A 16,779-nucleotide genomic window follows, 5' to 3' on the forward strand; every position below is an offset into this window, starting at 1 on the left:
GTTTGAGTGTTGCCTTTTTTATATTCCAAAAAAGGGGAGAAGCAAGATGGAAAAATATCAAGCACTCGTTTCATTCATTTTGAAAAATGTGGGAGGGAAGGAGAATGTGTTAAGTGTGACGCATTGCATGACCAGGCTGCGTTTTACATTGAAGGATGATTCCTTGGTACAAAAAGAAGAAGTCGTGAAGTCACCTGAAGTCATGAGCGCGCAGTTTGCCAGCGGCCGGTTTCAAGTTGTCGTAGGCACACATGTAGCGGACATTTTTCAAGTGGTGCAGGAACAACTGAACGGCAAATCGGTCGAGGCAGAAGAAGAAAAGAAAGGTTTAGTCAGTACACTGATAGACACGATTACAAAGGTCATTACACCTGTTTTAGGAATTTTGACCGCCTCAGGTCTATTACAGGGTATTCTAGCATTATTAACCGCAACCCATGTTTTATCGATAGATGATGGTGCCTATATTATTTTGCACGCGATGGGACAAGCGGTCTTTTACTTCCTGCCTGTTACGTTAGGCTATACCAGTGCTAAAGCATTCAAAATGAATCCTTTTGTCGGCATGATGCTGGGGGCAACGTTGTTGATTCCAGAGTTGATGACGGGGCTGGTGAGTGGCGACGCATTATACACGTTGTTCAGTGGAACATTGTTCCAAACGCCTGTTTATAATACATTTTTTGGGATTCCGATCCTGTTTCCGGCAACGGGTTATCAATACACCGTGATCCCGATTATTTTTATCGTTTATGTGGGTTCGAAAATTGAAAAATGGCTGAAAAAGGTTGTTCCAGCAGTACTGGCGCACAATGTAAATTCCTTTTTGACGATCCTAATTACGGTTCCTTTAGCTATTTTGATCGTTGGTCCAATCACGAATGTACTTAGCTCATTGATCAGCGCAGGTGTGACAGGTCTATACACGATTTCGCCAGTAATTACCTCGTTAGTCGTGGCTCTACTGTATCAACCATTAGTAATTTTTGGCTTGCATTGGCCGATTTCGGCGATCGGGATTACCAATTTGGCTCAATCAGGGATGGATTACATTTTCCCGATGTCCTTTACAGCCAACTTTGCACAAACAGCCGTGGTATTAGCTGTCTTTTTACGGACACGTTCAAAGGATCAAAAAGCGCTGGCGGTTCCAGCGATGGTTTCAGGGCTGTTCTGCATTATCGAGCCAGCGATCTATGGCTTTAGTTTACCAGTTAAAAAACGCTTCGCTTTCTCTATGATCGGCGGGGCAGTCGGCTCATTGATTTTAGCATTTTCAGCGACAAAAATGTACGCGATGTCCTTTGGGATTCTAGGTTTTGCGGCCTTCATCAATCCTAAAACAGGGAGCATGAATGGTCTGATTCTTGCGATTATCGCCACGATCGCTACCTTTGCGGTGACCTTCATTTTGACCTACATGACCTTTAAAAAGAGCGACGATGTCGTGCAGCCAGAAGAAAAAGAATTAGTCAAAGCAGAAATCCTAGTTTCACCTTTAGAAGGACAAATCAAACCAATCGAAACAGCAGCCGATCCAAGCTTTGCATCAAAAGCATTAGGCAGCGGCTTCGTAGTTATTCCAGAAAAAGGCGACGTAGTTTCACCAGTCAACGGGACTATTGAAACGGTTTTTCCGAGCGGACATGCGATCGGAATCATTAGCGATACAGGAATAGAAGTGCTGATCCACATTGGGATCGATACTGTTGAGTTGGATGGGGCAGGCTTTACCCCATTAGTAGAAAAAGGTCAGAGCGTGGTTCAAGGGGAAAAAATCCTAGAGGTGGATTTGGAAAAAATTACCAAGGCCGGTTATTCTATTGAATCCTTTGTAACAGTGACTAACTCAGACCAATTTTTAGACGTTCTTTGCCAGCAAGACGGCAGTATAAAATTCAATGATAAAATATTAACAGTGATTCCATTTAACAATCAAACAGAGCTTAATAATTTAGCGGAGGTTCAATAAAATGAGAGAGAGAATTTGGGGCGTTTTAGCAGGCGGAGCATTAGGGGACGCGCTAGGAATGCCGACAGAATGCTGGTCGCAAGAAAAAATCCGCCAGCATTTTCCCAACGGAGTAACGGAATTAATCGCCTCAAACGAAAATGACGTCTTTGGTCGTAAAATGGCAGCAGGAGCAATCACCGATGACACATTGAACGTCTTGATGATCCTATCTATGATCAAGAAAAACCAGGGACAGATCCGAGTGGCAGATTACATCGCAGAGCTGCGGGAATGGAACGACCATTCTCCCGTTTCAGCCTTTGTCTCAGGACCGTCGACACTAAAAGCGTTAGAAAAAATCGCCCAAGGTGTGCCGATCGAGGAAACAGGTGTCACGGGAACAACGAATGGTGCTTCGATGAAAATTGCGCCCATCGGCTTAATCAGCGACTATCACGATTTGCCTGCACTAGTAAAAAATGTCGCGGAAATCTGTTTACCAACGCATAATACAAAGATCGCGATCGCCGGTGCCGGTGCGGTAGCAGCAGCCGTTAGCTACACCGTTCGAGGTGGCCAATCAATCGCAGAGATATGGTCGTTGGCCTTTGAAGCGATTAATACCGCCAAAGAATACGGGTATGATTTTCCAGCAGCGTCTTTAAGCTTCCGCATGAATCAAGCACGAAAGATCCTGCGTCAAGAAGAAGACGAACAACTGATTCTCCAACGCTTATATGAAGAGATCGGTACCGGAATGGAGACGATCGAAACAATTCCAAGCGCATTTGTCATCGTGGAATTAGCCAAAGGTGATCCATTAAAAGCCGCACAATTAAGTGCGTCAGTCGGTTGGGATACCGATACCATCGGAGCCATCAGCGCAGCGATTTGCGGAGGAATGAATCCAACTCTGCCAAAAGAAATGATCCAGCAAATTGAAGAGGTCAATCAGTTAGATTTTGATCAATTGACGGAAGAATTATTGCCGTATGTGAAGTAGAAATGAATAGTAAAAGAGACGTCCAAGAGGGGCGTCTTTTTTTATTCAAAAAAAACGATCGTTATCATTAAAACATAAAAATATAGTGATTATTTGATTGCAAAAGTGGAAATAAATTAATTGATTTATTTTGTGGTAAAAATGTTACTGTCATGTTATGAACATATAATAAAAAAGCATCTTTTCTGCCGTTGAAAGGATGCCTTTTGTCTGCCTTCTTTGAAGATAGTGGCTTATCTTCTTTGAAAAGTATTCAAATACTTACCTAGTCTTACAAAAAACTAGAAATGTTTGGAACTAATTGAAATATATTAACTTATTTGTTTGATATATAAAAATCATTTCATAAGGCAATTATATATTATTGGTTAATAATAGGCAATATGATTCATAAAAATAATTATTTTTAAATAAAGCGATGATAACAAACTAAGACGTATCTATTCATTACTGTATTATTGTAAAGATAAAAATGAAAAGAAACCTAGTATACGCCGTCTGTTACGCCGTCAAAAATTGGAGGAAATAGTAGTGCGAAAAGGTGAGAATATTTATCTGCGAAAAGATGGTCGCTGGGAAGGTCGTTTTCCAAAAGGAAGAAAAAGCGACGGGAGAATAAAGTACGGCTATATATATGGAAAGAATTATTCCGAAGTAAAAAGAAAGCTTTATCCGTTACGCATCCATTATCAATCTTTGCAGCAAATTCAAGGTCATTCAGCCGAAACCTTCGAGGAATGGACATCGGAATGGCTAATAGAGGTGCAGGATGAGGTAAAACCATCCACATTGTCTAGTTACTATTATAAGCTGACGAAATATATTTTTCCTACACTAAAAGATATCCCCTTGAATGAGTTATCAATTGAAATTGGAAAAAATGTGCTTAGTGAACTTCAGAAAAAATTGGCTAAATCAACTGTCCAAGTCGTCTTTCGAATCCTTAATAAATGTTTGAATCATGCAAAAAAATGCGGAAAGCTTACAATGAATCCATTTTCTGAATTAAAGATACCAAAGGCTAAACAGAATAAAATCCGAGCATTAACACGATCAGAACAAAAAAGAATGATGGAAACCGCCACCAAAGAAAAGAAAGGCCATGGAATTCCTGCCCTATTAGCCTTGTATTCTGGGATGCGCATTGGTGAAATTGCCGCTTTAAAATGGGAGAACATTGATTTTGAGGCCAATCTAATCTATGTCAATCACACGTATCAACGAATCTCCATGATAGGTCCGTCGAAAAAAACACAACTGCTTTTAGCAGATTCCAAAACAGAAGCGTCTATCCGGGTGATTCCAATCAGTAAGACGCTAAAAAAATTACTAGTAACTCATCGTAAGCAAACAAAAGGGCCTTTTGTCTTCTCAGTAAACGGGCAACCCTGTGAACCGCGCTTATTGACTCATCATTTTCATCGGATTCGCAAAAAAGCTGAACTTGTTAACATTCATTTTCATCAACTAAGACACACCTTTGCGACACGCTGTCTGGAAGCTAATAAAGATATTTCTTCTGTGAGCGCTCTTTTAGGGCACGCATCGACACAAATGACGCTAGATACGTATGTGGATGCAATGCTGGAGCAAAGACACCGGGTGATCAAGGAATTAGATCGTTTGATCAGTTGACGAAGGATGTAACTGGTTTCAAAAAAGAAATAATGAACTTTTGGTGTATTTCTTTTTCTTTTTCAGAGTAAGCGCTTACTTTGGGTGCTTTTTTTATCAAAAGAAAGAAATACTTTAAAAAGGAGGGTTCTCAATAAATATAAAGTACAAATAATAATCGTAAAAAATTTTAGCCGTCATTCGTCGTCAAAAAGTCCTCAAATCCTTTGATACAAAAAGGATTTGAGGGCTTTTCTAGTTTTTTGTAAGACTAAGAATAAAATACGTTAGTCATATGCTGGAAATAAAGGGTTTTAACTAGAATGATGAACTTATTGGAAATTTTGAAAGGAGGTATGTTTATCGAAGGACAGACATACTAATTTTTATTGGTTTCCATTACCAAGAAGAAAAATCTTCATTATAAGTAATGGAAAATAAATGATTGAAAAATGGCGGCAACCTTTTTCATCTATTTTAACTAATTTAGGAATAAAAAACAAAGAAGAGCAAAGGAGCTTATTATGAAAAATAAGAAAAAGTGGATAAGTAAAGCAGCAATGACTTTGGGGGTACTAACAGTATTGGGGTCAGCGGGTGCTGGATTAGGATCAGTTGCATATGCAACACCAGATATTCCATATGTAAGTACTAATGCGTTATCAGATAATACTTCTGATCGTACGATTACTCTTTGGAAATATGAAATTAAAAGTTCAGCTGAATTGGGAGAACGTGGAGACGGTGAAAAATTAGATCCGGCAACTGCTCCTGATCTAGTTGGAAAAAAACTAATGGGAGATGTTGAATTTGAAATAGTCCGCGTTATTCCTAAGAAAGATGGTTCGGGTAACTATTACAAATTAGATGATCCTACAAAGCAAGTAGAATGAACACATTATGATGTAGACTCTAGTTTCGCAGCAGTTAAGCAAAAAACTGGAGATCATACAACAGGAGCTAATTTTGGTAAAACTACTTTTAATGTTGGTAATGGAAAAGCAACGGATGGCATCTATCTGATCCGTGAAGTTCCGAATGGCAGCGGGGATTATACCTATACTGATGAAAATGGTGATTCTAAAAAGGTTGCAACTCCGATGGCACCATTCTTTGCTTATTTACCACAAACCAAACGTGACAATGAAGACAAATTAATTTATGACGTACATCTAATCTCTTTTTCAATCCAAAATACAGAATTATTAACGAAATATAAAAATATTCGGTATCGAGTAATCAGTACATTGGATAATGCGATAGAAATCAAAGATGGCACACCAAAAAACAATGGAGAGATTGCTAACGGAACTTATATAGATAAACCTGGGGGGACCGGTGCTGAATATTCAGAAGGAGTTATGGAATCAGTTATTAGTGACACTGGACAGGTCTTTGTCCCAGTCATTATGAATGTCTATGGTGCTGAAAATGGTCAAAAGCTACGTCCTGAATTTAAATTAGAGATCGTTGATGCTACAAACGTAGAATCAGGTGATCTTGAAACGTTCAATAATCAATATGATTCATCCGCTCTTTCAAAATTGAAAGTAGCCGATACAATCGTTTCTGCAAAACCATCTGTGGGTGTTCAGATGGTCGCTGGAGAAGTTGTTTCTGGGACTACTGTAGGTGTAAGTGCAAGTAGTGTTAGTGGATATGATGTAGGTGTTACTACAGCATTGAAGCCTTTACCTGGACGGGCTTCTGGAGATTACAGAGGATCAACGTATCCTAAAGGTGCAATTACTTATACGATTAAGTTAAAAGGTACTTATCAAAGAAGCGGTACAACCTACACGATGAATACTAGCCAGTACACGCCAATGTATTGTCATGGTTATGCAGCAGCGTTAAAGACGAGATCAACGGCAGACTGGACCAAAATTTTGACTGTTCAAGAAGGGGACTTTAAGAAACCTCTTGCTATACCCCATGGAATAACAAAAGGACTCTATACTTCACAACCAACGGGAGATCTTTCTAAAATAGGGGTCTATGATTCAGGAAAATTCAGTGGAGGCAATACTACAACAAGTGGAACCCCGTTCTCTAATACGGGGTATGCAGGAGTATTAAATCCCTATACGTATAACATGACGGGAAATCGAACACAGAGTGCCACAGATAAGAGTTTTTCGAGTTTGGAAGTAGTTTATGCATGGGATAAAACAACCACTTACAATTTAGGAAGTGCTAATGGTTGGAATCGATATGATATGTCACTGTATATCGATTCTGTAAGTTACGATGGGCTCACAACAGCTACAGACACGAGTGTAACCTATCCTACAATTATTACAGGTGGAGGAGGTTATGTTGGAGGGCCTATATTTACTAAAGCCACCAATCCTGATAAAACTACGGGAATGATCAGTCTTGATTTGAATCATACATGGACAGGTGTCAATACAGGAAACTCCAGATTGAATCAAGGTGATTCAATCTATCTATCTAATTTTAATATGACAACTAACCCAAGTGTCCAAGAATTGAAAGCAATACTGATGTGGGATGCAAGCGCATTTGAATATGATCAAACCAGGAAGCCCTTAACGGGTGAGAAATTTGTTGATAGTTCTGGAGACTCATTAATAAAAACCGATTCAAATGGGAAATACAAGTTTGAAAATCTGCCTGAAGGGGAATACCTCGCAGAATTCATGATAGGCGATTTAGTGGTTCAAAAAATCGTGATTGTCACCAAAGATCATATCGGAAGTGACCCGAAATTGAATTCTAATCTATTGGATCGAGATGGAAACGTTTTATTTAGCATTGAACAAAAGAGTGATAAAATAGGGGAAATCGAAAATATCATTACTTACGGAACAATTACTGAGGAACAAATAAAAGATATTCAACGCATTCTTACAAGAAATGAGCCTTGCTACGATTGGTATGACGATGATCTGGAGGGAACATTGGAGTATTTTGGGAATGAAATCGTACGATTAAATGACTTGATGAGATTTACGAAAAAGTACAATGATATTCTGGTTAATTACAACATCTACTCAAGCGATGAAGAGGATGAAGAAAGTGAAAGCGATGATTTGTGTGATCTAGATTTTTATGAAGTTGGCTCGATAACGAGAGAAGTAATCGAAAACAATCTGGTTCAAAAACTGCTGGAACATCAGGAATGGGATACGATCGAAATGAAGATCATAGAGAATGGACAGATGGATAGTTATCTGTTGGAGTTTGAAGAACGGAAGGAGTGAAGGGAGATGTGAATCTCCGTTGAACTATTAGTTACGAAACCTCTAGTAGCATGTGAATCAAAGAAATACCGTTACTCTAGAATGTGTCGACTGGAAGCGTCATGAAGAAACTATTGAAAAAAGTATACTTGCCTATGGTAAATGGTGATTGTCATTTTTGGTAGAAAAGCATTATAATCGAATTTTAGATACAGGCGTTGGTAATGGTGCAACCACTAAAAGAAATATAAAGATTTTTTTGGGAAGACCGTCGATCGATAATCAATATACGTTGCTCAAGTAATAGCTTAAGCATGAGGGGATATTGGATCGAGAAACACTTTGAAAATTTCATTTGGCAATTTTCGAAGAATTTATGTAGAGTCGAATAAAACGTTTGTTTTGGATGCAGTGAATCGGATTAGGTTTGTGGAGGTTGAAGAGATAGAACGCTAGATTAAATAGGTAACTTTACACTCGTCGGTTGTTGGCGGGTGTTTTTGTATTTTTTAAGAAAGTAAGTTAGTTGCTAGCTATATAAGATACCAATAGTACTGTTTGGTGAGTTATCATTAGGGTGGAAAATAGTAATTCAACAGGTACACACTAGAATATTGGAAAAATGATAATTGATTTTGGAGGTGGATAAAGTGTATATCATTATTTCGTATTTAGTTGAAATGTTTCTTTTTATCTTATGGTGGAAAAAAATTGTTTTAGAAGATGGTCTATCAACGTTCTCTATAAAAAAGGTTCTTCGATCACTATTTTACTTTCAGATGCACAAAAAAGAATTAACTACTCTTCAAAACATAAAAAGAGATTATCTATTAACAACACTCAGAGAGACCCTTGGTCACTATGATGTGGTGACACTAATAATTTATTCACTTATTGGACCATATATATCTGGAGTAATGATAAATGTATCTGATCTAATGTCATATAAGATAATATTATTTTTTGCTGCACAAGTACTCGTTATTGGACAATTACTGAAAGTAACTCCATGGATTAAAAGAAATGCTAGAGCATTAGTTAAAATTTTTGAAGCACAGAATTATGACTTTGAAGAGAATATTGAAAATGAAACAATTTCAGAAAAAAGTTTTTCGATCGCTTTTAGCAATAAAAAGAAATCTTTAGCAATATTCTTTTTTTCAATACTTTTTATCTACGTGCTATTTTGTATAAAAAGATGGATAGAAAACCTTAATTCGGAAATCCAAATACTTATGTTTATACCTATGACTATATATTTTTTGTTTGGGAAACAAATGATGAAGGATATTAGAGATGCTAAAACCTTCAGATTAAGCGAAAAAAAATCATGATTCAGGATAAACTACAATTGGACCCTTTTAAAGATACTTTTAATGAAATGTGCAGAAGTATATCGATTGAAAAACTTGAAGTCGAATTAGGAACGAATAATATTGAAAATGCGGCAGCATATGTAGAGAAAAATAAGGTTCCGAAAATTGTTATTGAAGAAAGTATGCTTTTACTTCTTGAAAAGGTTTCTAAAGGAGACTTTTATGTTTATTCGAGTTATGTATCTTTCTTCTTTGCACATGAACTAATTCATGTTAAATATGAGGATCCTAGAAAAAATAAAAATCGAACAAGACTTGCTGCTCTAGCATGGTTTGTTGTAATTCACAGTACTCTGTTGGGAATACCCATACTATTAGGTAGATTAATGACAAACCCTGTACTGACTTTCTTATATCTAATAGTAATGATAATTATTTTACTCTTTACAAATATTGTTACAGACAAACGATACTGGGAACAAATTGCAGAACTTAGAGCAGATAAATTAGGCCTCGCTCTTAGCGGACTTTCAAAAGAAATGTATGTGGATTTGTGGGAAATTCAATTAGATAGATTGAAGAAAGATAAAAAAACTAGTGATATGATTGATTCAAAGAATATATTTTACAGATATGTTAAGCGCAATATTGGAGATTTTTCTCATCCTTCTTGGGAATGTAGAGTAAATAATATTATGAGCGGATCTGACTGGGGAATAAAAGATTATATAGTACATGCTATTAGAATAAGGGGCTGGAAGTTTCAGAGAAGAGGATGGAATGGGATATAGCTACAAAGGACATTGATTTAGTTGGATAGTATGTTGTAATTACCTTAACGTCAAAGAAAGTTGAATTTGAAGATATTTCTGCTGGAGAAGGACGTTTGAATAAGGACATATCAAAAAAATTTGATAGTCGAAAAGGAATAGAATTTGAACCAAATGATATTCTGTTCGGCAAACTTCGTCCGTATTTGAAAAATTGGCTAATGCCTAATTTTAAAGGAATAGCATTGGGTGATTTTTGGGTTTTTAGAGCTATTGATTGTGACTCAAGCTTTATTTATGCACTTATTCAAGCAGATAAATATCAAAGAGCAGCTAATGATACATCAGGAACAAAAATGCCTAGATCTGACTGGAAGAAAGTATCCAATACTGAATTCCAAGTTCCAAAAAATATTTTTGAACAAGAACAAATAGGGAATTTTTTCTCAAACTTAGATAAAACTATTAATCTCCACCAGCGCGAACTTGAACTTCTTCAATTAACCAAAAAAGCATTCTTACAGAAACTATTTGTCTAGGAGGTGTCATGATGAAAATTCCTCATCGAGAAGAAGCAGAAGTTGAACGTCATTTAATTGATGTTTTAGGTGAAGGTCATAATCAGTGGACGTATCGTTCTGATTTGAAATCTGAGGCTGATCTTTGGAGAAACTTACGTCAAAAAATTGTTCAGAATAATTTGTCTGAAATTGGTGAACATCCGCTTACTGATAAAGAATTTGAAACAATTAAGACGGAAATTTTATTACGGACTCAGACACCTTTTGATGCGGCGAAATGGTTAAAGGGTGAGAATGGGATAGCGCGAATTACGATTGAGCGTGAAGATGTTAGTTTAGGTTCAATTTCACCGATTATTTTTTCGAATCAAGATATTGGTGGCGGGCTTTCTAGTTATGAAGTGGTGAATCAAATTGCGAAGCAAGGTAGTAGTGCTGATGCACGAGATCGTCGTTTTGATGTGACCTTATTGATTAATGGTCTACCGATTGTTCAGATTGAGTTGAAGCAAACGACGGCTAAAGATGGTGTGTATCAAGCTTTCAATCAAATCAAAAAGTATGCGGAGGAAGGGATGTTCCGAAACAACATTTTTTCTACGCTGCAATTATTTGTGATTTCGAATGAACAAACGACTCGCTATTTTGCCAATGCGATGCCGAAAGATATGCACAAGAAGTTCTTATTCAGTTGGCGTACAAAAGACAATAAAAAGGTTGAAAACTTGTATGAGTTTTGTAAACAAGTGTTAAACATTCCCAAAGCGCATCGTTTAATTGCGGATTATACAATTGTCAGTGAAGATCAAGATAATAAAGTTTTGATGGTGCTACATCCTTATCAAATCCATGCGATCGAAGCGTTGTTTACTGCGGCGAACAAACATGAATCTGGATATGTTTGGCATGCGACGGGTTCTGGAAAGACGCTGACGAGTTTTGTTTCAACGAAGCTGTTGGCACGAAAAACAGGGATTGATCGCACGATTATGTTGGTCGATCGAAAGGATTTAGACAGTCAGACTACCAGTGAATTTACTAAATTTGCCTCTGAGTATAATACAGGGATTTCTTCTGGTAATGCCAAATCGAATAGTCTGATTGTTGGAACAGGGAGCGCGAAAGAATTAGGTGATACGCTTCTAGCAGATGCCAATGCGAATGTCGTGATTGTGACGACGCGTCAAAAATTGGATGCTGCCTTGAAATATGCTAAAAAGCAAGAAGCGAAGAATGGGACGAATCGTTATCAAAAATTGATGGGACAACATATCGTTTTTGTCGTTGATGAATGTCATCGAGCTTTGAGTGCTGAAAATATGGAAGAAATCAAAGGCTTCTTCCCACAATCAACTTGGTTTGGTTTCACTGGTACACCGATTTTTGAGGTGAATAAAAAGCAAGCTAAAGGACAGTTGGCACGGACAACGACTGATCAATATGGCGAGGTGCTACATACTTATACCATTAAAAATGCCTTAGAAGATGGCTCCGTGCTAGGTTTTCAGGTAGAACATGAGAATACGATCGAAACGACTTCTTTGGATAATAAGGTTCACAATGAATTAAGTAAAGTTGAAAAATACATGGACTATTCTCCTGAACAAATCAATCTAATCGTTGATAATATGAATCCGATAAAGAAGGAAAGTTACATTGAGCCTGTGATTTATGAAAATGATGAGCATATTCAAAAGGTGATTCATAAAATTTTCCGTCCCAATAATGCTTACACAAAATTTGATTTTAGAAATGGGCGTCCGACAAAATCTGCTATTCTAACAACCAGTTCCATTCAGATGGCGAAAAAGTATTATCAAGCGATTAAGAAAATGACGAAAGATCCAGATTGGGTGAAACGGGAATTTCCAAATCAACCAATTCGTGAAGGGCGAACAATGGATGATTCTGATTTTCCTCGGATTGCCATTACGTATTCCTTAGATGAAAATACAGACAATGCCAAAGAGCAACAAGCCGAAATGCAAGGAATTATCAGTGAGTATAATGCCTACTACAATACTGCTTGGAACTTAGCGGAAATTGAACGCTATAACGGGGATATTAATAATCGTTTGGCTAAGAAGAAGGCAGAGTTTAAACAGTTTGGCAGACAAATTGATTTAGTTATTGTCGTTGATCGTTTGTTAACTGGATTCGATGCACCGACGATTCAAACATTATTTGTTGATCGAAATTTGGAATATGCCGGTTTGATTCAGGCCTTTTCACGTACGAATCGGACCTATCCAGAAAAGACAAAAGGGTTGATTGTAACCTTTAGAAAACCGAATACGATGGAATACAACGTGGCAGAAGCGACTAAATTATATTCGGAAGTAAAAGAAGACTCCGGTCTTATTTATCCAACCTATAATGAATCAAAAAAACGGTTCAAAAAAGCTTATCGGAAGTTGCAAGAGTTTACGATTGTGCCCGGAATTAGTGAAGATACGCCGTTGGAAACACGTGTAGAGTACGTCAAAGCCTTTCAGGAAATGAATAACTCTTATGAAGCGTTGGTGACTTACGATGAATACAATGAGGATATTGTCGGTTCAGAGGCTTTGAAAAATCAAGTTTCTATCTTGGAAGAACAAGTGGGCGTTTATCAGACTGTAAAAGGATCGTTGACGGAAGTACCGCCAATCGGAGTTAATCCACCTGATTTTTCATCAATCGAGTTTTACAGTGATAATTCGATCAAATTGTACGATATTGACTCATCTTACATTGATCAACTCTTAGGGACTTATGCAGCAAATAGCCCAGATGTTCGTGAAGAAATCGAAAAGGCACTGAAAAAATTAAACAAAACCGAATGCGTCAAAGACGTCTATCGCCAAATTCTGAATGCCTTTGATGAAGAACAAATTGAGCCAAATGAAGACATTTTTGTCGTCAAACGTTTCTACTTTACTCAAGCAATTGATCAGATTGTAGGTCATTTCGCTGAAGAGTGGTTTGTCTCAGGCGATGAACTTCAATCATCAAGAGTGCAATATATTATCGGTGAAGATCCGATTCCGAATATCAAAGGGATTATCGAAAGCAAGAGATTTGAAGGGTATAAATCGTTACATCCAGAGGCGAAACCATTTAAATATCCGCAAGAGATGAAACGTGCATGGCGAGGAATTCTTGATGAAGAATTGATACCATTGGAAGATGAGTTGAGGTAGGAGGAGCATTCAATGAATAGAGATTGGCAAAAGTTGAAGAAATCAGTAAATGGAATCCCTACAAATGATTCCTTGATCCCTTATGTCTTAGAAGCCATAAAAGATGGTGGGGAATTCCATAAAAAAGAAATTATCAAACGTGTAGTAGAGTTTCTTCAAATTCCTGAAGATTTATTAGATGAAAATTATCCGGATATTCCTCATAAAGACAGTATTTTGATTGATCGATTTGGGTGGGCTTTAAGTAGTCTGTACATTTCTGGCTTAGTTCAAAGGCCAAGACGTGGTGTTTATAAGATTACTGAGTCTGGACTGGCTATGTTAGATAAGCATGGGGATAAACTAACCAAGAAAATGTTGGAGGAATTGCCTGCTTTTAAAGAATATAAAAAAGAATTGGCTATTCGAAACCAGCGGACTGGAAACAAGATTTCTATTTCTGAAGCAGATGAAAACGAGATTCAGGTGGAGAGCCTCATAAACAATCAAAATAATGAGGTAGCCATTGAACTTTTGAATAGAGTTCGTCAAGTTGAACCTTCATTTTTTGAGAAGTTAGTTGTTGATTTACTCGTAGCAATGGGCTATAGCGGAAAAAATGGTGATGCCAAAGTGACTACTCAAAGTAATGATGGTGGAATCGATGGGATCATTAATCAAGATCCACTGGGAACGAGTACTGTTTATATTCAAGCGAAACGTTACAAAGATGGAAATACAGTAGGGCGTCCAGCGATACAATCTTTTTACGGTGCATTGGCTGGTGTAAACGCTGACCGGGGGGTGTTTATTACCACTTCCAATTTTGCTAAAGGTGCGCAAGAGTTTGCTAAAAGCCAAGGAATTGTCTTGATTGATGGTATTAAGCTAACAGAACTTATGATGCAATACGGTGTGGGCATTGAACTAGCGAAGGTATACAAGCAATTTCGAATAGATAGTGATTATTTTGAAGATGAGAGCTTGTAGCACCCTAAGATCGATATGGAATTCATATCGATCTTTATTATTTTTGAATTCTAACTAAAAGATAGGGAATAAAAAGCGATATAAACGAATCTTAAATTCGTCTATATCGCTTTTCGTTAGTAAGTAATTTGAATGAGAAACTTATTGAGGTACTTCCTTATAATCCTCTATCTTCCAAGCGGATGTTCTTTTCGTGATAAACGTTCGCCAGTTTTTTCTCGTTCTTTCTGGTTGCGATTGACGATCAGGATGCCTGCTGAGACGAGCAGTAGTGAAAGCAGATTCCGCATGGAGAAAAGTACTTCGTTTAGCAGCAATGCGGATAGAGCGACACCGAATACTGGAATGGTGAAGCCGAAGATGGCAACCTTTTCGACTGGATTGTATTTTAATAGAAGTGTCCAGATGCCGAAGCCTGCGGCGGATAAAAAGACTAAATAGGCGAATAGTATCAGACCTTTTGTATCAAAGCTGCCAACCGAACCTTTCATTAACCAGCCGATCACGATCAGGGTGCCGCCGCCAAAAAGCAATTGATAGGCGGTGATCGCTACGGGTGATTCGCGATCGGTCAGAATTTTTGAAGTGACGGTACTTAGTCCATAAGCGATTGCGGTGATGCATAGTAGACCTTCGCCTTTGAATTGAAAGCTGTTTTCCCACGAGCCGGGGGTCAGATTAATGACGATCACGCCAAGAAAGCCCAGAGTACAGCCAATCGTTTTTGTCCAAGTCATTCGTTCTGATTTGATCAAAAAATGTGTCGCGATAATCGAGATGAAGGAGCTGGAAGCGTCAATGACGGAGCTTTTCGTCCCGGTCGTGTGAGCCAGCCCGATATAGAAAAAAGCGTATTGGATCGTCGTTTGCAGCAGTCCTTGACCGAAGACAGCGGGAATTGATGTCCGTTTGATGGTCAGCAATCGTTTTTCTATTAAGCAGCCAATGATGAAGGTCAGCACGCCGGAAAGGAAAAAGCGATAGCCGGCAAACAGGATTTGACTGGGAATTCCTTGAATATGGAACCATTCATAGCTGACTTTAACGAAGGGAAAAGCGCTCCCCCATAGGCCACAGCAAATGAGGGCCAAGATTGTAACTGTACTGGTTTTTTGTAATGTTTTGTTCATTTTGCACCTCTTAAATCCGAATGTCCTTGCAAGAACATTCCCTTTCCTATAAACTATCACTAATAAAAGGTTTTGAATATTCGAATCTTTAGAAATGATGATTCGACAATGCCGAATAAAGGGTGAAGAAAATGGATTTGAAATATTTGCAGACGTTTAAAACGATTTTACGGACAGGGAGTTTTCAAGGAGCTTCGCGTGAACTGAATTATGCGCCTTCGACCGTTACTTTTCACATTCAACAGTTAGAGGAAGAGCTGCAGCTTCAATTATTTGAAAAGGTTGGACGAAAGATGGTGCTGACGCAGGCGGGGGAAAGTGTGTTGCCGCATGTCGATGCAATCTTGCACGCTATGGATTCACTGTACAATTGCGAGAAGGAAATGAATGAATTGAAGGGCACATTGGTGGTTGCTATGCCTGAAACGCTATTGATTTATAAGATGCAGCCGGTCTTGAAGCGGTTCAAGGAAGCGGCGCCACAGGTAAAATTGTCTATTTTGATCCAGGATTGTGACAGTGTGCGAGCAGGTGTGCTGGATGGCAGCGTAGATATTGGTATTCACTATGATGTCAGCGGGGAGGACAGCTCGATCGTGAGCACGGTTTTATCTCGTTTTAAGGCGCTGTTGATTGCCTCCCCTGAAGAAGATCCTGAGGTGCTTGATTTCACGACACCGGGGCAGAAAAAGACGATCGATCTGATCAGCTATTATCCCGACAGTGTTTTTCAAGAAGCGATCGATCATTATTTAAAGGAACGCGATATCGTGTTGAATTGTTCGATGCAATTGTGGAGCGCGGAGGCCATCAAAAAGAACGTCATGAGCCGCATGGGTGTCGCTTATTTGCCAGAATTTGCGTTAACCGAAGAATTGGCGCAGGGAACGTTGATTCCAGTAGCCACCGAACTCGACGAGGAAATCATCGCTCTGTACGCCTATCATAAAAACAAGTATGTTACCAAGCAAATGCAGCTGTTTTTGTCGCTGATTGAAGAGGTTCTTGGGTAAAAATTAGTGAATAATCAGTAGTAACTGGGCCAATTTAATTATTGGTCCCTTTTTTATTTGGAAAGGCGGTTGCATCAAAAAAACGTCCCTTCACAAGAGGA

General features: G+C 38.3%; 12 protein-coding genes. 11 read left to right on the plus strand and 1 reads right to left on the minus strand.

Features of this window, described 5'->3' with window-relative positions:
• Positions 1–46 precede the first annotated feature (46 nt).
• From PGP85_RS08475 to PGP85_RS08520, 10 genes are all read left to right on the plus strand, one after another.
• Complete coding sequence (locus PGP85_RS08475; protein ID WP_010741557.1) at positions 47–1,972, plus strand: beta-glucoside-specific PTS transporter subunit IIABC; 1,926 nt, start codon at positions 47–49, stop codon at positions 1,970–1,972.
• 1 nt (position 1,973) lies between these two features.
• Positions 1,974–2,957: an ADP-ribosylglycohydrolase family protein gene (locus PGP85_RS08480; protein WP_010741556.1), complete on the plus strand. Its 984-nt coding sequence runs from the start codon at positions 1,974–1,976 to the stop codon at positions 2,955–2,957.
• Positions 2,958–3,488: 531 nt separating this feature from the next.
• Positions 3,489–4,592: a tyrosine-type recombinase/integrase gene (locus PGP85_RS08485; RefSeq protein ID WP_010741555.1), complete on the plus strand. Its 1,104-nt coding sequence runs from the start codon at positions 3,489–3,491 to the stop codon at positions 4,590–4,592.
• A gap of 503 nt (positions 4,593–5,095) precedes the next feature.
• A complete protein-coding gene (locus PGP85_RS08490) occupies positions 5,096–5,464 on the plus strand; it encodes a hypothetical protein (RefSeq protein WP_270327017.1) in 369 nt (122 codons plus the stop codon).
• Positions 5,465–5,671: 207 nt separating this feature from the next.
• Entirely contained in the window at positions 5,672–7,798 is a 2,127-nt protein-coding gene (locus tag PGP85_RS08495; protein ID WP_270327018.1) for a hypothetical protein, read from the plus strand.
• A gap of 629 nt (positions 7,799–8,427) precedes the next feature.
• Positions 8,428–9,111: a hypothetical protein gene (locus PGP85_RS08500; protein ID WP_270327019.1), complete on the plus strand. Its 684-nt coding sequence runs from the start codon at positions 8,428–8,430 to the stop codon at positions 9,109–9,111.
• A gap of 17 nt (positions 9,112–9,128) precedes the next feature.
• The gene (locus PGP85_RS08505) at positions 9,129–9,884 is read left to right on the plus strand and encodes a M48 family metalloprotease (protein WP_270327020.1); all 756 of its coding nucleotides are present in this window, start codon (positions 9,129–9,131) and stop codon (positions 9,882–9,884) included.
• Positions 9,885–9,979: 95 nt separating this feature from the next.
• A complete protein-coding gene (locus tag PGP85_RS08510) occupies positions 9,980–10,402 on the plus strand; it encodes a restriction endonuclease subunit S (RefSeq protein WP_270327021.1) in 423 nt (140 codons plus the stop codon).
• A gap of 11 nt (positions 10,403–10,413) precedes the next feature.
• Entirely contained in the window at positions 10,414–13,566 is a 3,153-nt protein-coding gene (locus PGP85_RS08515; protein WP_270327201.1) for a type I restriction endonuclease subunit R, read from the plus strand.
• A gap of 12 nt (positions 13,567–13,578) precedes the next feature.
• Positions 13,579–14,535 carry a restriction endonuclease gene (locus tag PGP85_RS08520; protein WP_270327023.1) on the plus strand — a complete coding sequence of 319 codons (957 nt, stop codon included), beginning with the start codon at positions 13,579–13,581 and terminating at the stop codon, positions 14,533–14,535.
• 167 nt (positions 14,536–14,702) lie between these two features.
• On the opposite strand, the gene PGP85_RS08525 is transcribed toward PGP85_RS08520, so the two are convergent.
• A complete protein-coding gene (locus PGP85_RS08525; RefSeq protein ID WP_270327024.1) occupies positions 14,703–15,665 on the minus strand; it encodes a DMT family transporter in 963 nt (320 codons plus the stop codon).
• 131 nt (positions 15,666–15,796) lie between these two features.
• Here PGP85_RS08525 and PGP85_RS08530 point away from each other — a divergent pair, with 131 nt between their 5' ends.
• The gene (locus PGP85_RS08530) at positions 15,797–16,678 is read left to right on the plus strand and encodes a LysR family transcriptional regulator (protein WP_270327025.1); all 882 of its coding nucleotides are present in this window, start codon (positions 15,797–15,799) and stop codon (positions 16,676–16,678) included.
• Positions 16,679–16,779: the final 101 nt, after the last annotated feature.

The sequence above is a fragment of the Enterococcus malodoratus genome (assembly GCF_027659535.1).
Classification (GTDB): domain Bacteria; phylum Bacillota; class Bacilli; order Lactobacillales; family Enterococcaceae; genus Enterococcus_A; species Enterococcus_A malodoratus.